The organism is Streptomyces odontotermitis, from assembly GCF_050510915.1.
Taxonomy (GTDB): Bacteria; Actinomycetota; Actinomycetes; order Streptomycetales; family Streptomycetaceae; genus Streptomyces.
The window spans coordinates 186168-206043 of record NZ_JBNJLS010000013.1 but is presented as its reverse complement, the minus strand read 5'-3'; the positions used below and the strand labels follow the sequence as shown (position 1 = coordinate 206043).

Sequence of the window (19876 nt, the reverse complement as noted above, 5' to 3'; positions counted from 1 at the left end):
AAAAGGGGACAGGAAGCGCAGATTCCGGCGACCACGCGCCCCTGACTCGGGAGCGCGAGCGGGACTGTCAGTCTCCCCCGCTACGGTTCCGTGCATGGCTGCCCGTACGAAATCGACCAAGGACCGGCCGTCCTACCGCTGCACCGAGTGCGGCTGGCAGACGGCCAAGTGGCTCGGCCGCTGCCCCGAGTGCCAGGCGTGGGGGACGGTCGAGGAGTACGGCGCGCCCGCTGTGCGCACGACGGCCCCCGGCCGCGTCACCTCCTCCGCGGTCCCCATCGGCCAGGTCGACGGCCGCCAGGCCACCGCCCGCTCCACCGGCGTGCCCGAGCTGGACCGCGTCCTCGGCGGCGGCCTGGTGCCCGGCGCCGTGGTGCTGCTCGCGGGCGAGCCCGGCGTCGGCAAGTCGACGCTGCTCCTGGACGTCGCGGCGAAGGCGGCCAGCGACGACCACCGCACCCTCTATGTCACCGGCGAGGAGTCGGCGAGCCAGGTCCGCCTGCGCGCCGACCGCATCAAGGCGATCGACGACCACCTGTACCTGGCGGCGGAGACCGATCTGGCCGCCGTCCTCGGCCACTTGGACGCGGTGAAGCCGTCCCTCCTCATCCTCGACTCGGTGCAGACGGTCGCCTCCCCGGAGATCGACGGGGCGCCGGGCGGCATGGCCCAGGTCCGCGAGGTGGCGGGCGCCCTGATCCGGGCCTCCAAGGAGCGCGGCATGGCCACCCTCCTGGTGGGCCACGTCACGAAGGACGGCGCCATCGCCGGCCCCCGCCTCCTGGAGCACCTGGTCGACGTGGTGCTGCACTTCGAAGGCGACCGCCACGCCCGCCTCCGCCTGGTCCGCGGCGTGAAGAACAGGTACGGGACGACGGACGAGGTCGGCTGCTTCGAGCTCCACGACGAGGGCATCACCGGCCTCGCCGACCCCAGCGGCCTCTTCCTCACCCGCCGCGCCGAGCCCGTCCCCGGCACCTGTCTCACGGTCACCCTGGAGGGCCGCCGCCCCCTCGTGGCCGAGGTCCAGGCCCTCACGGTCGACTCGCAGATCCCCTCCCCCCGCCGCACCACGTCCGGCCTGGAGACCTCCCGCGTCTCGATGATGCTGGCCGTCCTGGAGCAGCGCGGCCGCATCAGCGCGCTCGGCAAGCGCGACATCTACAGCGCGACGGTGGGCGGCGTGAAGCTCTCCGAGCCCGCCGCCGACCTCGCGGTCGCCCTCGCCCTGGCCAGCGCGGCCAGCGACACCCCGCTGCCGAAGAATCTCGTCGCGATCGGAGAAGTGGGCCTGGCGGGCGAGGTCAGAAGGGTCACGGGCGTGCAGCGCAGGCTGGCCGAGGCGCACCGCCTCGGCTTCACCCACGCCCTGGTCCCCGCCGACCCCGGCAAGGTCCCGCCCGGTATGAAGGTCACCGAAGTCGCCGACATGGGGGACGCGCTGCGTGTCCTTCCCCGGTCCCGTCGCCGAGAGGCCCCACGGGAGGAGGAAGACCGCCGGTAGACTTTGCCCTGGTCTCGCCCATCCGTACGAAGCAAGGCGTGCGGCGGGGGGCTTGGACAACCTGCGACCCGAGGAGTGCAGTGGCAGCCAACGACCGGGCAGCAGGCCCCGGCAAGCCCGGTGGCGCCTTTGGTGCCGATGGTCTGATGCGCGCCTCGCTGAGCGCGGTCGCGCCCGGCACGGCCCTGCGCGACGGCCTGGAGCGCATCCTGCGCGGCAACACGGGCGGCCTGATCGTCCTCGGCTTCGACAAGACCGTCGAGTCGATGTGCACGGGCGGGTTCAACCTGGACGTCGAGTTCACGGCGACGCGCCTGCGCGAGCTCTGCAAGCTCGACGGCGGCATCGTCCTCGACAAGGACATCACCAAAATCCTGCGCGCGGGCGTCCAGTTGGTGCCGGACCCGACGATCCCCACGGAGGAGACGGGCACGCGCCACCGCACCGCGGACCGCGTCAGCAAGCAGGTCGGCTTCCCGGTCGTCTCCGTCTCCCAGTCGATGCGCCTCATCGCCCTCTATGTCGACGGCCAGCGCCGCGTCCTGGAGGACTCGGCGGCGATCCTCTCCCGCGCCAACCAGGCCCTCGCGACCCTGGAGCGCTACAAGCTCCGCCTGGACGAGGTCGCGGGCACCCTCTCCGCCCTGGAGATCGAGGACTTGGTGACCGTGCGGGACGTCACCGCGGTCGCCCAGCGCCTGGAGATGGTCCGCCGCATCGCCACGGAGATCGCGGAGTACGTGGTGGAGCTGGGCACCGACGGCCGCCTCCTCGCCCTCCAGCTGGACGAGCTGATCGCGGGCGTCGAGCCGGAGCGCGAGCTCGTCGTGCGCGACTACGTCCCCGAGCCCACCGCCAAGCGCTCCCGCACGGTGGACGAGGCGCTCGCCGAGCTGGACTCGCTCAGCCACGCGGAGCTGCTCGAACTGCCCATCGTGGCCCGCGCGTTGGGCTACACCGGCTCCCCGGAGGCGCTGGACTCGGCGGTCTCCCCCCGCGGCTTCCGCCTCCTCGCGAAGGTCCCCCGCCTCCCCGGGGCCATCATCGACCGCCTCGTGGAGCACTTCGGCGGCCTGCAGAAGCTGCTCGCCGCGAGCGTGGACGACCTGCAGACGGTGGACGGCGTGGGCGAGGCCCGGGCCCGCAGCGTGCGCGAGGGCCTCTCCCGGCTCGCGGAGTCCTCGATCCTCGAGCGCTACGTGTAACGGTCGGCGCCCTCAAGGGAGTTGGGGCGCCGCACCTCCGTAAGACTCCGTGAGCCTCAGTCCTTCTCCAGCACGAACGACGCCCGCGCCGACCCCAGGCCCGGCGCCTTCGCCTCCACCAGGTACGTGCCCGGCTTCGCGGAGCCCGCGGGCGGCGTCGCGCAGTGGTCCGCGCTCGGCTTGCGGTCCCACTCCACGGCGTGGGTGACCTTGCCGTCGGCGGGGACGCGCAGCAGCAGGGAGCCGCTGCCGCCCGGGCAGTCGTCCGAGGACCAGATCTCGTCGTCGGTGTCGGCCTGAGTGATCGTCAGCACTGTCTCGGCGCCGCCGAGATCGAGCTTGCAGGCCCCGCCCGAGCCGTTCGTCGCGGTCACCTCGAACTTGGGCTTCTCCCCGACCTCGTACGAGTTCTTGACGCTGCGCAGCGTCAACTTCACGTCGCCGCTGGTGCAGTTGGGGAGGCGGGACCCGGCGGGCAGCCGGTCGCCCGAGCCGCCTCCGCCCTTCGCGCCGTCGTCGGAGCCGTCGGCCCCGCCGGAGCCGGACCCGTCACCCCCGCCGCCCCCCGAACCGGAGCCGTCACCGCCGCCGTCTCCCGCACCGCTGCCGCTCGACTCGTCGCGCCCGCCCGGGTGTTCGCTGATGGCGGGCCCGGAGCCCGAGGGGCCGGGGGTGATGGAGGTCGCGGGGCCCTTGTCGTTGGGTCCACCCGCACCGTTCTTCCCGTCCCCGCCACCGGAGGTGACGACCCATAGGACGAGGAGGAGGAGCAGTCCGAGGACGGACAGCAGAACGGCCCTCCGTCGCCAGTAGATGGAGGAGGGAAGCGGCCCGACCGGATTGCGCAGAGATCCCACGGCCCAAACCTTACGAGAGATCCGCGGCTTCTCCTGCCCCACCCGCCGCCCTCGGCCACATCTTTTGCCGATCATCATCCCGGATCCGGGCGTCTCCCCTGTCTTTCGTCAGGGGTACGAGGGGCCGATCGCCAGGTGTGACGATTCGGGTCCACTCCGTACCGTCCGTAATCATGGACACCATGGACGACGATCTCTACCGCGACATCACCGATTTCGCCCACGACACTCCCTCGTGGGTGCAGCACCTCGCCGAGGTGTGGACGGAGCTGGGCCTGCTGCTCTTCGGCGTGCTCTTCGTCGTCGCGTGGTGGCGGGCGCGGCGCGGTGATCCGCGCGCCGTCGCGGTCGCGGTGCTCGCTCCGCTGGCCACGGCGGTGGCGTACGTCTGCAGCGAGCTGATCAAGTCCGCGGTGGACGAGGAGCGGCCCTGCCGGGCGGTCTCGGGCGCCGTGACCTCGCTCGTCGAGTGCCCGCCGCACGGCGACTGGTCGTTCCCCAGCAACCACTCCACGATCGCGGCGGCCGCGGCGATCGGGCTCGCGCTCGCCTGGCCGCGGATCGCGGCGCTGACCGTGCCGATGGCGGTGCTCATGGCCTTCTCGCGGGTCTTCGTCGGCGTGCACTACCCGCACGACGTGGCGGTCGGCCTGGTGCTCGGCGCCGTCCTCGCCTTTGTCGTCGTCCGGCTCGCGACGCGTCCGGCGACGCGGGTGGTGGAGGCGATGCGCGGGTCCTCGACGGGGCTCGTGCGCTGGTTCGCGGGCCCCGGCCCGGCCCGCCCCGCCCACCTCACGACGGCCCCGCCGCAGGTCCCCGACACCCCGACGATGACGCTGCCGCGCCACGACCCCCGACAGACGCCCGCCGCAGGCCACCACCCCCACGCACCGGCCTCGGGCCACGACCCCCACGCACCGTCCGCGGGCCACGCCCCCCACGCACCGTCCGACGGCCAGGCGCACACGCCCTCGGACGGCCGCCCGCACCGCCGCTGAGCCCGGCTCACCGTCACCGGGTCACGAGGCCCGCCTCGTACGCCACGATCGCCGCCTGGACGCGGTTCTTGACCCCCAGCCGGTCGAGGACCGCGCTCACATACGCCTTCACCGTCCCCTCGACGAGGCCGAGCCGGTCGGCGATCTCCGGGTTGGACAGCCCCTCGCCGACGAGCCCGAGCACCTCGCGCTCGCGCGGCGTCAGGACCTCGGTGCGGGCCCGGGCCTCGGCGGCCCGGCCGAGCCGCTGGGCGCCGAAGCCGTCGATCACGTGGCGGGCCACTTTCGGCGACAGGAAGGCCGCGCCGCCCGCCACCGCCCGTACGCCCGCGATGAGTTCATGCGGATCACCGGACTTGAGCAGAAACCCGGTGGCACCACCGCTGAGGGCCCGCGCGATGTAGGCGTCCTCGGAAAAGGTCGTCAGCATGGCAACGGCGCTCCCCGGTACCGTCCGGACGATCTCCTCCGCCGCCGCGAGCCCGTCGAGACGCGGCATGCGGATGTCGAGCAGGGCGACGTCGGGCCGGTGGGCCTGCGCGAGGGCGACCGCCGCACGCCCGTCGGCGGCCTCGGCGACGACGTCGATGTCCTGCCCGGCGGCGAGGATGGCCCGCACGCCCGCCCGGATCATGGCCTCGTCATCGGCGAGCAGGACGCGGATCACGACGCACCCTCCTCGGCCGCCGGGCAGGCACCCGACACCGCCCCCCGCACCACGCGGCCATCCTCATCACTGCCACGTCCACGACCAACACGCACCACTCGCATCACTGCGCTCACCACGCTCACCGCATCCACTCCTTCTCCTCCTCCTGCACTTCCTGTCCCGTACCGGCCTTGGGGATCACGCTCTTCGCCACCAGCCTCGGCCCGTCGGGTCCGGCCCCCGCAAAGCACAGCCTGAAGTGCGCGACCGTGGTGAAGAGTTGGCCGCTGGCGCGGTAGTAGCGGCAGTCGGCGCCTGCCGGGGCGCGGGGTGCCCGGTCGGCCGGCGGGTCGTCCTCGGCCCGGTCCGGAAGCAGGGGCTGTACGTCGGTCAGGGCGGCGCCGAGACGCAGGCGCGCGTAGTCGTCGGGGTCGAGGACGGAGTGCGAGCGCGAGTACGCGTACCAGCCGAAGGCCCCGCCCACGAGCAGCACTCCCGTGCCGACGGCGGCGCCGAAGGCGAGGGCGGTGCGGCGCCGGGCGAGGGCGAGCACGGTGCCGGGGGTGCCCCGCGGCTCCTCCGGCACTCGCGGGGTGCCCCCGGCCGGGACGCGGGCCCGGATCCGGAACCCGCCGTCACCGTGCGGCCCCGCGTCGAGGCTCCCGCCGAGCGCCGCGAGCCGGTCCCGCAGCCCGGCGAGACCGGAGCCCCCGCCCAGTCCTGAACCAGCCTGCCGGGGGCGTTCGTTGGTGACCGTGACCAGGGTGGCGGAGGGCTCGTGGTCGACGCTGACCTCGACGGGCGCGCCGGGTGCGTGCTTGGCGGCATTCGTGAGGGCTTCCTGGACGACCCGGTGGACCATGTGGTGGCGACCGGCCATGCGATCGCCCCTGGTCAACTCCCGAACTCCCCCGTCACCCACCTCATCACCCACCTCATCACCCACTTCATCGCCCGCCTCCTCGCCCGCCTCCTCGCCGGCCCGCTCCCCGCCGACGTAGCGCACGTCGAGCCCCGACTCCGCGGCGCGCGCCACGAGGGCCTCGACCGTCTCGCCGGGCGGGGCCAGCGGGGCCGGTTCGTCGTCCTCCTCGCGGAGCAGGCCGATGATCCGGTGGAGCCGGTCCGTGGCGTCGGAGGCGGCGGCACGCAGGTCCGCGGCGGCCTCGCGGTGCCGGTCCGGCAGGTCGGGGGCGACCTGGAGGGCGCCCGCGCGGACGGCGATCAGGCTCAGCTCGTGGCCCAGCGAGTCGTGCATGTCCTGGGCGATGCGGGCCCGTTCGCGCAGCCGGGCCCGGTCGGCGACGATGCGCTGCTCCTGCTCCAGCTGCTCGGCGCGGGCGAGCGCGGCCGTGGTCAGCTCGCGGCCCTGGCGCCCGTAGCGGCCCGCGAGCCACGGGAACACCGCCCCGAAGAGCAACGTCCCCATGAGGACGAGCCACTCCACGACGGGATCCACGTCCCGTACGACGATCTTGGCCGTGCCCACCAGGGCGACCGCCCCGAAGGCGAGCAGCGCGGGCCGCTCACGGCGCGCCCGGCGGCCGAGCTGGAAGGCGAAGACGGCGAGCGCGGCACCGTACGAGAGCGAGAAGAGGGACGGGCCCGCGGCCAGGCCGAGGCCCGCCGCGAGCAGGAAGGCGAGCAGGGGGTTCCTGCGCCGGACCGCGCAGGCCAGGGCGAGGGCCATGAGCGAGGCGAGCTGCTGTGCGGGGCCGGTCGGCTCGTTGAAGCCCAGCCGGTCCACGGAGAGCGCGGGGGTGGCGAGGGCGGCCCAGAGCAGGGCGTCGGCGAGGCGAGGGCTCTTCACGGTGCCGACGGTACGGGGGCGGGTGGGGGCGGCGCCCCTGCCGATCGTCAGGGTGCGGGTGCCCCTGCCGGGGGCTGCGCCCCCGGACCCCCCATCGGCGCTGAACGCGCCTCGTCCTCAAACGCCGGACGGGCTGAAAGACCCCCCCCGAGGCTGAAGGGGCCTGCCCTCGCGCGGGATGGGGGGGGAGGGCCCCGCGCAGCAAGGCGAGACGGCCTGCAGACGGAGGACCGGCGCAAGGGGTGGGGACGCGGCGGTATGTCCGCCCGCAGTACAGCACCCCACCCAAGCCAGTACTCATGCACCCGTCCGGCGCCCGAGGCGTTTCGAGGACGGACATACCGCCGCGTCCCCACCCCGCCCCACCACCCACCAGCACCCGCCCGCCAGCACCCGCCCACCAGCACCCGCCACCCACCCCCGCGCCGTTGTCCCCACCCCCACCGCCCCCGTGGCAGGATCGGGCGTGCCATGACTGCGCCCACGAAGCCCATGCCGCCCCAGCCCTCCGAGCCGACCGAGCCGATCGAGCCGTCCGGGCCGTCCGCAGCCCCGACCCCCGACGGCGCCCCGCTGCACACCCCCGTCATCGCCTGGTTCGACGCCAACGCCCGGGACCTCCCGTGGCGGCGCCCCGACGCCGGCCCCTGGGGAGTGATGGTCAGCGAGTTCATGCTGCAGCAGACCCCCGTCAGCCGCGTCCTGCCCGTGTACGAGCAGTGGCTCGCCCGCTGGCCGCGCCCCGCCGACCTGGCCAAGGAAGCGCCGGGCGAGGCCGTCCGCGCCTGGGGCCGGCTCGGCTACCCGCGCCGCGCCCTGCGCCTGCACGGCGCCGCCGTCGCCATAACGGAACGGCACGGCGGCGACGTCCCCGCTCTCCACTCCCAGCTGCTCGCGCTGCCCGGCATCGGCGAGTACACCGCCGCCGCGGTCGCCTCCTTCGCGTACGGACAGCGGCACGCGGTCCTGGACACGAACGTGCGCCGGGTCTTCGCCCGCGCCGTCACGGGCGTCCAGTACCCGCCGAACGCCACCACCGCCGCCGAGCGCAAGCTCGCCCGCGCCCTGCTGCCCGAGGACGAGCGGACCGCCTCGCGCTGGGCCGCCGCCTCCATGGAGCTGGGCGCCCTCGTCTGCACCGCCAAGAACGAGAACTGCGCGCGCTGCCCCATCGCCGCCCAGTGCGCCTGGCACGGGGCGGGCAAACCCGCGCACGAGGGTCCCGCACGCCGGGCCCAGACCTACGCGGGCACCGACCGGCAGGTCCGCGGCAAGCTGCTCGCCGTCCTGCGGGAAGCCGTCGCACCGGTGCCGCAGGCGGTGCTCGACCGGGTCTGGGACGAACCGGTGCAGCGGGCCCGCGCCCTGGACGGCCTGGTCTCCGACGGCCTGGTGGAACCCCTGCCCGACGGCCTGTACCGACTACCCCTCACGTAACACCCGCAACACACCGCGCAACACACACGCATCGCTCGTAACGCTTCACCCGCGCCCACCCGACCGTCACCCCGACCCGCAAAACGGGCATAACGCCGCATAAAACCCCGCTCTCACCTGCAGGTTTACGCGTCGCCTACTTCTGTTACACAACCGACGGACAGCCGTGCGCCCTCCGCTGGCTGCTCCGCACAGCCTCGTGACAACGCCTCCGTAGCTTCATTTCTGTCAGCGAGACACGACGAGGCAACGGGTCGGAACGGAGGCGGTTGGGTATGGCGCACGGCGAGGTGCTCGAGTTCGAAGAGTACGTCCGCACTCGGCAGGACGCCCTGCTGCGCAGTGCCCGGCGCCTGGTCCCGGACCCGGTGGACGCCCAGGACCTGCTGCAGACGGCGCTGGTGCGGACGTACGGCCGCTGGGAGGGCATAGCCGACAAGCGGCTGGCCGACGCCTACCTCCGCCGCGTCATGATCAACACGCGTACGGAGTGGTGGCGCGCCCGCAAGCTCGAAGAGGTTCCCACCGAGCAGCTGCCGGACGCCTCCGTGGACGACTCCACGGAGCAGCACGCCGACCGCGCCCTCCTGATGGACATCATGAAGGTGCTCGCACCGAAGCAGCGCAGCGTCGTGGTGCTGCGACACTGGGAGCAGATGTCCACCGAGGAGACGGCCGCCGCACTCGGCATGTCGGCCGGAACGGTCAAGAGCACGCTGCACCGGGCCCTGGCCCGGCTCCGTCAGGAGCTGGAGAGCCGCGCCGCCGACGAGGAGTCGGCTGGGCCCGCTGCCCGCGCGTTCGAACGTGAGGAGCGGGAGCGTTGCGCGGCCTAGGTACTGGGGCCAACGAGCCACCCCCGGGTCCACCTTCCAGGTGGGTCTGGGGAACAGCGTTGAAGGCGGGGAGCACGGCAGCGGTCGTGCTCGCCGCCCTCGGGCTTTTCATCACCGCCTGCTCGACCGGCGGCTCCGGCACGCGTGACGAGGGACCGGCACGCACGGACCCCGCGAACTCGGTGCGCCCCGCGGCCCCCGACTCCGCCGTCCCCGCCGAGCCCGCCCCGTCCGCGACGGCGATGAACAACAGCGAGGCCGTCAAGCTGGTGAAGGACGACCCCAAGGTCAGCGAGTCCATCAAGCGCGACCTGCAGCCCTGCGTCGCGGACGAGTACCCGGTCGACGTGAGCTCGGGGGACCTGACCGGCGGATCGGCCCCGGACATCATCGTGAACGTGATGACCTGCGGAGACGCCGTCGGCGTCGGCACCTACGTGTATCGCGAAGAGGGCAAGAAGTACCAGAATGTCTTCCGGGCCGAGGACCCGTCGGCCTACTCGGAGATCGACCGGGGCGAGCTGGTCGTGACCCGGCAGCTGTACGACAAGGACGACGACCTGGCGTACCCCTCCAGCCAGCTGGTGACCACGTTCAGGTGGGACAGCGAGGAGGGCAGGTTCCGGCAGCAGGGCAAGCCGGTCCGGAACGACTACGGGAACACGACGAACGGCAGCGACCCCACTCCGGACAGCTGACCGCCGCCCCTTCACACTGGGACCGAAGCACCGCTTCACACGGAACTGCACCACCGAAGCACCACAGCACCGCACCACCGCACCACAGCACCGCACCACCACCGCACCACCGCACCACAGCACCGCACCACCACCGCACCACCGCACCACCGCACCACCGCACCACCGCACCACCGCACCACCGCACCGACCAGAACAACCCCGGAGACTGAGAGCACCGATGGCAGAACAGACACATGTCCTGTTCGTCGAGGACGACGACGTCATCCGCGAGGCCACCCAGCTCGCCCTCGAGCGGGACGGCTTCGCGGTGACCGCCATGCCCGACGGCCTCGCGGGCCTCGAGGCGTTCCGGGCCGACCGCCCCGACATCGCCCTGCTCGACGTGATGGTGCCGGGCCTGGACGGCGTGAGTCTGTGCCGCCGCATCCGGGACGAGTCGACGGTCCCGGTGATCATGCTCTCGGCCCGCGCCGACTCGATCGACGTGGTGCTCGGCCTCGAGGCGGGCGCCGACGACTACGTGACCAAGCCGTTCGACGGGGCGGTCCTGGTCGCCCGCATCCGCGCCGTGCTGCGCCGCTTCGGCCACGCGGGCGGCCCCGGCTCGCCCGCGCCCGCCGGCGAGGAGGGCGCCCCCGGGGACGGCGGGGTGCTGCACTTCGGCGACCTGGAGATCGACACGGAGGGCATGGAGGTGCGCCGCGGCGGCGAGCACGTCGCCCTCACGCCGACCGAGATGCGGCTCCTGCTGGAGTTCTCCTCGGCGCCGGGCACGGTGCTCTCCCGCGACAAGCTCCTGGAGCGCGTGTGGGACTACGGCTGGGGCGGGGACACCCGCGTCGTGGACGTCCATGTGCAGCGGCTGCGGACCAAGGTGGGCCAGGACCGCATCGAGACCGTCCGCGGTTTCGGCTACAAGCTCAAGGCTTGACGGGGGACCGGAATGAACAGCGGGGCAGCGGGGACCCTGCGCCACCGGGTGCGTTCGGCACTCGGCAAGGGTGACGAGGGCCTGCGGGAGCGCGTCCGCACGGCGCTCGGCGAGGGGCTGCGCACAGGCGTGCGCTGGAAGATCAGTGCCGCCGTCGCCGCGGTCAGCGCCCTGGTCGCGGTGGCGCTGAGCCTGGTCGTGCACAACTCCGCGCGCGTCACGATGCTCGACAACGCGCGCGACCTGGCCGACGAGCGCGTCCAGATCGCCCAGCGGAACTACGAGGCGGGCGGGTCGCCCAAGCGCAAGCTGACCCCCTACCCGTTCGGCCAGAAGATCGACGACCCCGAGCTGCCCATGGAGCTGCGGGCGAAGATCGCTCCGGGGCGGCGCGCCACGTACATCAAGGAGAACTCGGACGGGGTGCCCGACATCTGGGCCGCCGTCCCGCTGAGCAACGGCCACATCCTGTCCGTGCACGACCGCTTCACGGACCGCAGCTCCACCGTGATGAAGGACCTCGACCAGGCCCTGGTGATCGGCGGCGTCGCGGTGATCTTCGGCGGCTGCGCCCTGGGCGTGCTGATCGGCGGCCAGCTCTCCCGGCGGCTGCGCAAGGCGGCGGCCGCGGCGGGAGAGGTGGCGCAGGGGCAGTCGGACGTACGGGTGCGGGACGCCATCGGCGGTGTCGTACGGGACGAGACGGACGACCTCGCGCGCGCCGTCGACGCCATGGCCGACGCCCTCAAGCAGCGCCTGGAGGCCGAGCGCCGGGTCACCGCGGACATCGCGCACGAGCTGCGCACCCCGGTGACGGGGCTGCTCACGGCGGCCGAACTGCTGCCGCCGGGCCGCCCGAGCGAGCTGGTCAAGGACCGCGCCCAGGCGATGCGCACGCTGGTCGAGGACGTCCTCGAAGTGGCCCGCCTCGACGGCGCGTCCGAGCGGGCCGAGCTGCAGGACATCATGCTCGGCGAGTTCGTCACCCGCCGCATCGGCGTGCTCAACGACGACATCACGGTCACTGTCGTGCACGAGTCGGAGGTCACCACCGACCCGCGCCGCCTGGAGCGCATCCTCGGCAACCTCCTGGCCAACGCCGCGAAGCACGGCAAGCCGCCCTTCGAGGTCAGCGTCGAGGGCCGGGTGGTCCGGGTGCGCGACCACGGCCCCGGCTTCCCCGAGTCCCTCCTCGAGGAGGGCCCCAGCCGCTTCCGCACCGGCAGCGCCGACCGCGCGGGCCACGGCCACGGGCTCGGTCTGACCATCGCGGCGGGCCAGGCCCGGGTGCTCGGCGCCCGCCTGACCTTCCGCAACATCCGCCCCCCGGGCGGCGTCGCGCACGCCCCGGCCGAGGGCGCCGTCGCGGTCCTCTGGCTCCCGGAGCACGCCCCGACGAACACGGGCAGCTTCCCGATGCTGCAGCTCCCGGACAAGCCGAGCAAGTGGGTCAAGTAGCAACTGCCGGGCGCCGGGCGGCCGTTGAGACACAGGCCCACTGAGCGGCCAGGCCCCCACATCCCCGTACCGCCCTACCGCCGTACCGCCGTACCCCCGTAGAACTGCGATGCCCGCACCCCGCAGCGCCCGCCCCGGACATACGCAGACCCCCGGACATGCGCAGGCCCCCGGCGCCGGGGGGACGCCAGGGGCCTGCGCGGCCGGGAAGTGACGGGCGGGTCAGACGGCCTCTGCCACCGCCTTGTCGCGCGCCTCAGGTGCGGCGTCCCCAGCCGCACCCCCGGCCGGTCCCTTGTCGCCGGACTCGGACGGGCCCGAGCCCCGCAGCGGCGTCTCCTTCACGAAGAGGGCCGCGATGAGCACGGCCACCGCGATCGCGGAGCCGAGCAGGAAGGCCGCGTGCGTGCCGGACGACACCGCGTGCTGGTACGCCTCCCGCGCGACGGCGGGCAGCTTCTCCAGGGCCTCCTTGGTCAGCTGCGCCGACTTCTCGGTGGCCTGGCCGCCCGTCGCACCGGCCCGCTCGGCCATCTCGTGCTGCACCCGGTTGTTGAAGAGCGCGCCCATGATCGCGACACCGAAGGACGAGCCGAGGGTGCGGAAGAGCGTGGCCGAGGACGAGGCGACGCCCATGTCCTTGAGCTCCACGCTGTTCTGCGCGACCAGCATGGTGATCTGCATCAGGCAGCCCATGCCGATGCCGAGCACGACCATGTACAGCCCCGTGGTGAACCGCGAGGTGCCGGTGTCCATCTGCGCGAGGAGCACGAGCCCGGCGACCATGAACACGCCGCCGACGATCGGGAAGAGCTTGTACTTGCCGGTGCTGGTGGTGAAGCGGCCGGCGAAGAACGAGACGGCCATCATCGCGAGCAGCAGCGGCAGGAGCAGCAGGCCGGAGTTGGTGGCCGAGGCGCCCTGCACCGCCTGCTGGTAGAGCGGCAGGAAGAGCATCGCGCCGAACATCACGAAGCCGGTGATGAAGCCGATCACGGACATCAGCGAGAAGTTGCGGCTGCGGAAGATGTGCAGCGGCATGATCGGCTCGGCGGCCTTGCGCTGGACGAAGACGAAGCCGACGAGCGAGGCGATGCCGATCCCGATGAGCTCCATGATCATGGCCGAGCCCCAGGCGTACTCCGTGCCGCCCCAGGTGGTGACCAGCACGAACGCGGTGATGCCGATGGTGAGCAGCGCGGCGCCCAGGTAGTCGATCCGTCCCTCGGCCCGCTTCTTGGGCAGGTGCAGGACGGCGGTCACCATCGCGAGGGCGACGATGCCGATCGGGACGTTGATGTAGAAGGCCCAGCGCCAGCCGAGGTGGTCGGTGATGGTGCCGCCGACGAGCGGTCCGCCGATCATCGCGACGCCCATGACGGCCGTCATCATGCCCATGTACTTGCCGCGCTCGCGCGGCGAGACCAGCTCACCGATGATCGCCATGACGCCGACCATCAGTCCGCCCGCGCCGAGGCCCTGGATCGCCCGGAAGCCGATCAGCTGCCCCATGTCCTGGGCCATCCCGCTGAGCGCGGAGCCGGCCAGGAAGATGACTATGGACGAGAGGAAGGCGCCCTTCCGTCCGTACATGTCGCCGACCTTGCCCCAGATCGGGGTGGAGGCCGCGGTCGCGAGCGTGTAGGCGGTGACCACCCACGACAGGTGCTCCATGCCGCCCAGGTCGCCGACGATGGTCGGCATCGCGGGGCTCACGATCATGTTGTCCAGCATCGCGAGGAGGATCGTGATCATCAGCGCCATGAGCACGACGCGCAGACTGCGCGGCTGCGGCTCGGCGGCACCGGCCGCGGCCGCGGCCGCCCCTTCCGTCTCCCCCGGCTTCTTCAGTTCCGTCGTCATGATCCCCACTCCCCGTATGGTCCGGTTCCCCAGCTACTTACTTGCCGCCCGGCAAGTTGACTACACTGAGGGAAGGTAGACCCCTAACTAGCCGGGCGTCAAGTAAGTTCATGACGGGCGGGCAGACGTCGGGCATACATCGGCACGAGGAGCACCACGATGGGCACGGGCACTGGCAAGCAGCAGCGACGCGGGGACACCCGCGAGCGCATTCAGAACGTGGCCCTGGAGCTCTTCGCCGAGCAGGGGTACGAGAAGACGTCACTGCGCGAGATCGCGGAGCGGCTCGAGGTCACGAAGGCGGCGCTGTACTACCACTTCAAGACCAAGGAGGACATCCTCAGCAGCCTCTTCGAGGATCTGACCGGCCCCATCGACGAGTTGATCGTCTGGGGCAAGGAGCAGCCGCGCACCCTGGAGACGAAGCAGGAGCTGCTGCGCCGCTACGGCACCATCCTGGTCTCGGCGGCCCCGCTCTTCCGCTTCATGCAGGAGAACCAGGGCACGGTCCGCGACCTGAAGTCGGGCGAGGAGTTCCGCGGCCGGATGCTCGCGCTGTACGACATCCTCAAGGATCCGGACGCCCCCATGTCGGACCAAGTGCGCTGCTTCAGCGCCCTGTTCACGATGCACGCGGGCATGTTCGCCCTCAAAGACGTCGACGGCGACCCCGAGGAGAAGCGCAAGGCCATCCTCGAAGTCGCCGTCGAACTGGTCACGCGCGCACACGAGGGCGCGTGACACAGACGCGGATACGGGGGGTCCGTCAGACGGTCACGCCCTGCGCGCGCAGGAAGGCGACCGGGTCGACCGCGGAGCCGTAGTTCGGCGTCGTGCGGATCTCGAAGTGCAGGTGCGGGCCGCTGGAGTTGCCCGTGTTGCCGGAGAGGGCTATCTGCTGGCCGGTGCCGACGGCCTGGCCGATGCGGACGTCGACCCGCGACAGGTGCGCGTACTGCGAGTACGTGCCGTCGCTGTGCTTGATCACGACCGCGTTGCCGTACGCCGGGCCGTCACCGGCGCCGTTGCCGCCGGCCTTCACGACGGTGCCGCCGTGCACGGCCGAGACAGGGGTGCCGACCGGCACCGCGAAGTCCTGGCCCGAGTGCTTGTGGGACCACATGCTGCCGCCGAGACCGAAGGTCGCCGAGAGCGTGTAGTGCTGCACCGGGTCCTGCCAGGCGGCGGCCTTCTTCGCGGCGGCCTGCTGGGCCTGGCCCGCGGCCTTGGCCTGGGCGGCGGCCTGCGCGTCGAGGGAGGAAGCGGCCACGGCGGGCAGCGCACCGGCCTGGACGTCGCCGTCCGCGGCGGAGGCGACGCCGGCACCCAGCATCGCGGTGACTCCGACGCCCGCGGCGACGGCCGCGACCCGCGTGCGGAGCAGGGGGGAGCCGGGATGGTGGGACTTGGCGCGCTTCGACATTTCGAATGACCTCCGGGGCTTTACGGCTGAGGGGGTACGTGGGGCCGCCACATCCCGGGGGTCCCTGGGGGCATGGCGGCCATGACAGACACGACGGGACCCGGCCCACGTGCAGCACGTGTCGCCGGGTCGGCCTCACCTTGGTAACCCGCCGCCCCACCCCCGCCCAAAACGCCCTTCTACTACCCAAAGCCGTAGTGAAAGGTCCGGATTTCCCCTCCTTGACACGACCAAAATGGGACAAACACCCATCGGTCTCGTATCGAAATCTCTCGGGCCGCGAAGGTTTGGCCCCAGGTCGCACCCGCCCCGCTCCCCCGCCACCTGCGGCCCGGCCGCTCGTCACGCCGGACGCGACGAAGGTCCCGGAGGTTGCGGACCGAAAGTCCCGACGTCGCGCACGGGCGCATCCACTATTCCGCCTAGTACCGGACAAATCGCCTGTGCGTCATGTCACCGCGCCCTAAGATCCACTGCCCCGCGAATGTGACGGCCACTACGCTCACGCGCATGGATCCCGCGGTCATCGGCACCGGCTCGCGGCTCGCCTCGCGGGCTGTCTCCCCCTTGGTGAAGAAGCTGTTCGTACGGCCGGGACCGGGCGCGGGCCTGGTCGACAAGCCCGTACGCCTCGACGCTCTCATCTCCTTCACGGGAGAGAAGCGGAAGCTGACCGAGAAGGACCTGGCGAAGCTCGCCCGGGAACTGGTCCACCAGGCCCTGCGGGCGGGCGAGCGCCCCATCGCCCCCGACGAGCAGCGGGCGGTCGCGGACGCCCTCGCGCGGACGCTGCACGCGCTGGGTGACCTCTCGCTCACGGATGTGGAGGCGGTCGAGCTGGGGCATGAGGCGCTGGCGCGTCGGTTGCGGGCCGCGAGTGGCTCCCCCGAGGGGCACCTCTCGGCGGACGCCACGTACTTCTACGAGCGCCTGCTCACCGCGACCTGCCTCCAGATCCTGCACTTCTTCACGCGGCGCTCCACGTTCGTGGCGGCGACGCTGGTGGCGCAGAGCCGGAGGCAGGGTGAACTCATCGCGCTCGTCGATGAGTTGATCGCGCGGAATCCGTTGCCGGGGGCGGAGGACGTGGGGTTCGAGGAGCGGTATCTGGCGTATGTGGCGCGGAAGTACGGGCAGCTGACGATCTTCGGGATCGATCTGGCGAACTCGCCGGGGAAGTGGCCGTTGGATGTGGCGTACATGTCGCTGGAGGCGACGGCGCGCAGGCAGGACCTGACCGCCTGGAACGACCTGTCGTCCGGAAGCGGAAACAACCCGTGGGCAGAGGAGCCCCTCCCCGCCGACCAGGCCCTCATCACCCACGACCGCGTCCTCCTGCGCGGGGAGGCGGGCTCCGGCAAGACGACGCTGGTCCAGTGGCTCGCGGTGAGCGCGGCCCGGCAGGACGCCCCGGCCGACGAACGCATGGCCCACCTCCACGACCGCGTCCCCTACGTCCTGCCCCTGCGCACCCTCACCCGCCACGGCGAGCGGCTCCCCGCCCCCAAGGACTTCCTGGCCGCCGTGGACTGCCCCCTCTCGGGCGAGCAGCCCGGCGGCTGGGAGTCCCGGGTCTTACGAGCAGGCCGCGCCCTCGTCCTCATCGACGGCATCGACGAGGTCCCGGACACCGAGCGCGCCCGCACCCGCGCCTGGCTCGGCGACCTGATCGACGCGTACCCCGGCAACCGCTGGCTGGTCACGTCCCGCCCCTCCGCTGTACGCGAGGACTGGCTCGCCGACGAGGAGTTCACCGAGCTCACCCTCTCCCCCATGGGCCGACGCGAGGTCGCCGCCTTCATCAAGCGCTGGCACAGCGCCGCGACGACGGGCGCCCCCGACGAGGACGCCGCCCTCTCCTCGTACGAGAATCAGCTGCTCGAAGCGGTCAGGACCAAGCCCGATCTGGGCCGCCTCGCCACCAACCCCCTGATGTGCGGCCTCATTTGCGCCCTCCATCGGGACCGGCGCGGCTTCCTCCCTCTCGGTCGGAAAGACCTCTACACGGCTGCCCTGTCGATGCTCCTGACCCGCCGGGACCGCGAGCGCCACATGAACGTGCCGGATCTGCGCGAGGAGCCCCAGCTCCAGCTCCTCCAGCGGCTCGCGTATTGGCTGATACGCAACGGCCGTACGGTGATGGACCGTTCACGGGCAGAGACGATCATCGCGGACGCGCTCCCGTCCGTGCCGGAGGTCGCCGCGCTCGGCGACGCGCACGCCGTCTTCGACCACTTCCTCCAGCGAAGCGGCCTGCTCCGCGAACCGGGCCCGGACACGGTCGACTTCGTCCACCGTACGTTCCAGGACTTCCTGGGCGCGCGGGCCGCCGTCGACGAGGGCGACTTCGGGGTGCTCGCGCGGCACGGGGCGGACGATCAGTGGGCGGACGTCATTCGGATGGCTGTGGCGCAGGGGCGGCCGCGGGACCGGGCGGAGCTCCTGGAGGAGTTGATCGCGTTCGGGGATGCCCGTGACGAGTCGGACCGCATGCGGGTCCACCTGCTCGCCGCCGCCTGCCTGGAGCACGCGGCGGAGCTGACGCCCGCCGTACGGGAGAAGGTGGAGCTGCGGGCGGCGGGGCTCATCCCGCCGCGAAACCGGAAGGACGCCCAAGAGCTGGCGACCGCCGGCCCCATGGTCCTCGACTTGCTGCCCGCCCCGGACGGGCTCAGCAACGAGGATGCCTGGCGGGTGGCGATCACCGCGACTCACGTCCCCTCGGACGCCGCGATCCCCTTCCTTTCCCGACTCGCCCGCCACCCGGATCCCGCCGCAGGCGGTCAAGTCATGTGGGGGTGGACCCGCCATGACTGCCGCACGTACGCGGAGCAGGTCATCACCCAACTCGACGTCAGCACCACGGAGTTCAACATCCACAACGACGAGCAGGTCGCAGAGCTGGACCGCCTCGGCCTGCGCCCAAGGCTTCTGGACCTACGGGCCGCCGTCTCCCCCAAGGTCGCCTCCCGCCTGCTCATCGCCTGCAAGCCCACCCAGCTGGCGCTGGCGATCCCCCCAAGCCAGCTGACCCCAGAGGCGCTCGCCGCACTGGACGAGCTGGACCACCTGCGCGTCATCAACATCAATGAACCCTGGAGCCTCTCCCTGTTCCCGGCCGAGGCTCCGCTGCGTACGCTCGGCATCTTCGACTCGCAGGTTCACCTCGCCGATCTCCAGGACATCGACAGGTGGGCGGAGCTCGACTGGGTCCGCTTCGGCCCCGGAGAGGGTCCGAACTCGGACACAACGTGGCAGGCCCTCGCCCAGCTCCCCCACCTCAGGCACCTGTCCTTGTCACCCGCCCTACTCGCGACGGCGCCTTCAGGGTCCCGTTTTCCGCATGTCCACGAGTTGGTGCTGAGCAGCACCGAAGGCTGGGACATCGGCGCGTCCCTCGTCGCGGACCTTTTTCCGGGCCTCGCCCGCCTGCAACTGAACTCGCTCCCCGTCCAGGCCACAGCCGACCTCACGCGCCTGGCACTGCCGCCGAACCTCCGGCACATGTTCGTCCCGGCCCCACAGGTGACCGGCATCGACGCCCTCCCCTCCCATGTCGAGGTACGGACTTACGACCTCGTCACCGATTGAGCTGAAACCACACCCCCTTCCCCACCCCCGCGGGCGTCACCCCGCACAGATCCGACAACGCGGTCACGAGAAACAGCCCCCGCCCACCGTCGTCTTCGGCGTCCGCCCGCCGGGGCGACGGCAGCCGGGAACTCCCGTCATACACGGCGATGCGTACGTGCTTCGCCCCGACGGCGGCTCTCAGATGAACGTCCCCCTTGGCGTGCCGATGCACGTTGGTGACCAGCTCCGAGGTGCAGAGCGCGGCGGCGTCACCGAGATGAGAGAGACCGAGGGCCTCCAGGGCGCCACGGACGAAGTCGCGGCAGATCTTGACGGATTGGGGATTACTGGGAGCGAACAGGGTGTAGCTACAGGGGAGTTCGGCATCGACTCCGGTTTGCGGTACGACGTCGGGTAGCCCCATGGGGCGCCTCCAAGGCGATGGGTCGCTCTTCGACTGATCGACGGATGGATGGCCGCCGCCCTCGCCCCGGCCGCAGTGGCTCTACCGCTCCTCACGAACAACTCCTCGTCCGGAACGGGAAGTTGGATCGGGCGGTGCGCTTCTGCGGGCAGGGCAGGGGCCGGGCAGGCGTGGCGGTACTGCTGTGTCGACAGCGAGGCTTCCGAC

15 protein-coding genes and 1 pseudogene are annotated in these 19876 nt (G+C 72.1%); 10 read left to right on the top strand and 6 right to left on the bottom strand.

Annotation, left to right across the window (positions count from 1 at the left end; all coding sequences use genetic code 11):
- Nucleotides 1-94: 94 nt before the first annotated feature.
- Entirely contained in the window at nt 95-1504 is a 1410-nt protein-coding gene (gene radA / locus ACQB60_RS30675) for a DNA repair protein RadA (protein WP_496929345.1), read from the top strand.
- Nucleotides 1505-1584: 80 nt separating this feature from the next.
- A complete protein-coding gene (gene disA / locus ACQB60_RS30670; protein ID WP_496929344.1) occupies nt 1585-2709 on the top strand; it encodes a DNA integrity scanning diadenylate cyclase DisA in 1125 nt (374 codons plus the stop codon).
- Nucleotides 2710-2765: 56 nt separating this feature from the next.
- Here disA and ACQB60_RS30665 read toward each other — a convergent pair whose 3' ends face one another.
- The gene (locus tag ACQB60_RS30665) at nt 2766-3566 is read right to left on the bottom strand and encodes a hypothetical protein (RefSeq protein WP_496929343.1); all 801 of its coding nucleotides are present in this window, start codon (nt 3564-3566) and stop codon (nt 2766-2768) included.
- A gap of 173 nt (nt 3567-3739) precedes the next feature.
- Between ACQB60_RS30665 and ACQB60_RS30660 the strand changes: the two are divergent.
- Nucleotides 3740-4357 (top strand): annotated as a pseudogene (locus ACQB60_RS30660) (phosphatase PAP2 family protein); the annotation flags it as partial.
- 220 nt (nt 4358-4577) lie between these two features.
- On the opposite strand, the gene ACQB60_RS30655 reads toward ACQB60_RS30660, so the two are convergent.
- On the bottom strand, nt 4578-5231 hold the full coding sequence (locus ACQB60_RS30655) for a response regulator transcription factor (RefSeq protein WP_496929342.1): 654 nt from the start codon (nt 5229-5231) through the stop codon (nt 4578-4580).
- Nucleotides 5232-5352: 121 nt separating this feature from the next.
- Nucleotides 5353-7023, bottom strand: a complete 1671-nt coding sequence (locus ACQB60_RS30650) for a sensor histidine kinase (RefSeq protein WP_496929341.1) — start codon at nt 7021-7023, stop codon at nt 5353-5355.
- A gap of 471 nt (nt 7024-7494) precedes the next feature.
- On the opposite strand from ACQB60_RS30650, the gene ACQB60_RS30645 reads away from it, so the two are divergent.
- From ACQB60_RS30645 to cseC, 5 genes are all read left to right on the top strand, one after another.
- Nucleotides 7495-8460 carry an HhH-GPD family protein gene (locus tag ACQB60_RS30645; protein WP_496929340.1) on the top strand — a complete coding sequence of 322 codons (966 nt, stop codon included), beginning with the start codon at nt 7495-7497 and terminating at the stop codon, nt 8458-8460.
- A gap of 275 nt (nt 8461-8735) precedes the next feature.
- On the top strand, nt 8736-9296 hold the full coding sequence (locus ACQB60_RS30640; RefSeq protein ID WP_384835211.1) for a SigE family RNA polymerase sigma factor: 561 nt from the start codon (nt 8736-8738) through the stop codon (nt 9294-9296).
- Between the two features lie 59 nt (nt 9297-9355).
- Nucleotides 9356-9994: a hypothetical protein gene (locus ACQB60_RS30635; RefSeq protein WP_496929339.1), complete on the top strand. Its 639-nt coding sequence runs from the start codon at nt 9356-9358 to the stop codon at nt 9992-9994.
- A 220-nt stretch (nt 9995-10214) separates the two neighbouring features.
- A complete protein-coding gene (gene cseB / locus ACQB60_RS30630; RefSeq protein ID WP_384835205.1) occupies nt 10215-10928 on the top strand; it encodes a two-component system response regulator CseB in 714 nt (237 codons plus the stop codon).
- Between the two features lie 12 nt (nt 10929-10940).
- Nucleotides 10941-12386 carry a two-component system sensor histidine kinase CseC gene (gene cseC / locus ACQB60_RS30625; RefSeq protein WP_496929338.1) on the top strand — a complete coding sequence of 482 codons (1446 nt, stop codon included), beginning with the start codon at nt 10941-10943 and terminating at the stop codon, nt 12384-12386.
- Nucleotides 12387-12608: 222 nt separating this feature from the next.
- Here the strand turns inward: cseC and ACQB60_RS30620 are convergent, their stop codons facing one another.
- Nucleotides 12609-14249, bottom strand: coding sequence for an MDR family MFS transporter (locus ACQB60_RS30620; RefSeq protein WP_496929337.1), 1641 nt, complete (start codon nt 14247-14249; stop codon nt 12609-12611).
- A gap of 159 nt (nt 14250-14408) precedes the next feature.
- Here ACQB60_RS30620 and ACQB60_RS30615 point away from each other — a divergent pair, with 159 nt between their 5' ends.
- On the top strand, nt 14409-14990 hold the full coding sequence (locus ACQB60_RS30615) for a TetR/AcrR family transcriptional regulator (RefSeq protein WP_496929336.1): 582 nt from the start codon (nt 14409-14411) through the stop codon (nt 14988-14990).
- A 25-nt stretch (nt 14991-15015) separates the two neighbouring features.
- Here the strand turns inward: ACQB60_RS30615 and ACQB60_RS30610 are convergent, their stop codons facing one another.
- Nucleotides 15016-15672, bottom strand: coding sequence for a M23 family metallopeptidase (locus ACQB60_RS30610; RefSeq protein ID WP_496929335.1), 657 nt, complete (start codon nt 15670-15672; stop codon nt 15016-15018).
- 510 nt (nt 15673-16182) lie between these two features.
- Between ACQB60_RS30610 and ACQB60_RS30605 the strand changes: the two genes are divergently transcribed.
- The gene (locus tag ACQB60_RS30605) at nt 16183-19263 is read left to right on the top strand and encodes an NACHT domain-containing protein (RefSeq protein ID WP_496929334.1); all 3081 of its coding nucleotides are present in this window, start codon (nt 16183-16185) and stop codon (nt 19261-19263) included.
- On the opposite strand, the gene ACQB60_RS30600 is transcribed toward ACQB60_RS30605, so the two are convergent.
- Nucleotides 19253-19669, bottom strand: a complete 417-nt coding sequence (locus ACQB60_RS30600; RefSeq protein WP_496929333.1) for an ATP-binding protein — start codon at nt 19667-19669, stop codon at nt 19253-19255. The genes ACQB60_RS30605 and ACQB60_RS30600 overlap by 11 nt on opposite strands.
- Between the last annotated feature and the right edge of the window lie 207 nt (nt 19670-19876).

Bases quoted from the DNA above. Each gene is read 5' to 3' on its own strand.
- radA (WP_496929345.1), top strand. From the start codon at position 95: ATGGCTGCCCGTACGAAATCGACCAAGGACCGGCCGTCCTACCGCTGC.
- ACQB60_RS30600 (WP_496929333.1), bottom strand. From the start codon at position 19,669: ATGGGGCTACCCGACGTCGTACCGCAAACCGGAGTCGATGCCGAACTC.
- cseC (WP_496929338.1), top strand. From the start codon at position 10,941: ATGAACAGCGGGGCAGCGGGGACCCTGCGCCACCGGGTGCGTTCGGCA.
- ACQB60_RS30620 (WP_496929337.1), bottom strand. From the start codon at position 14,249: ATGACGACGGAACTGAAGAAGCCGGGGGAGACGGAAGGGGCGGCCGCG.
- cseB (WP_384835205.1), top strand. From the start codon at position 10,215: ATGGCAGAACAGACACATGTCCTGTTCGTCGAGGACGACGACGTCATC.
- ACQB60_RS30610 (WP_496929335.1), bottom strand. From the start codon at position 15,672: ATGTCGAAGCGCGCCAAGTCCCACCATCCCGGCTCCCCCCTGCTCCGC.
- ACQB60_RS30640 (WP_384835211.1), top strand. From the start codon at position 8,736: ATGGCGCACGGCGAGGTGCTCGAGTTCGAAGAGTACGTCCGCACTCGG.
- ACQB60_RS30645 (WP_496929340.1), top strand. From the start codon at position 7,495: ATGACTGCGCCCACGAAGCCCATGCCGCCCCAGCCCTCCGAGCCGACC.
- ACQB60_RS30615 (WP_496929336.1), top strand. From the start codon at position 14,409: ATGGGCACGGGCACTGGCAAGCAGCAGCGACGCGGGGACACCCGCGAG.
- ACQB60_RS30605 (WP_496929334.1), top strand. From the start codon at position 16,183: ATGGATCCCGCGGTCATCGGCACCGGCTCGCGGCTCGCCTCGCGGGCT.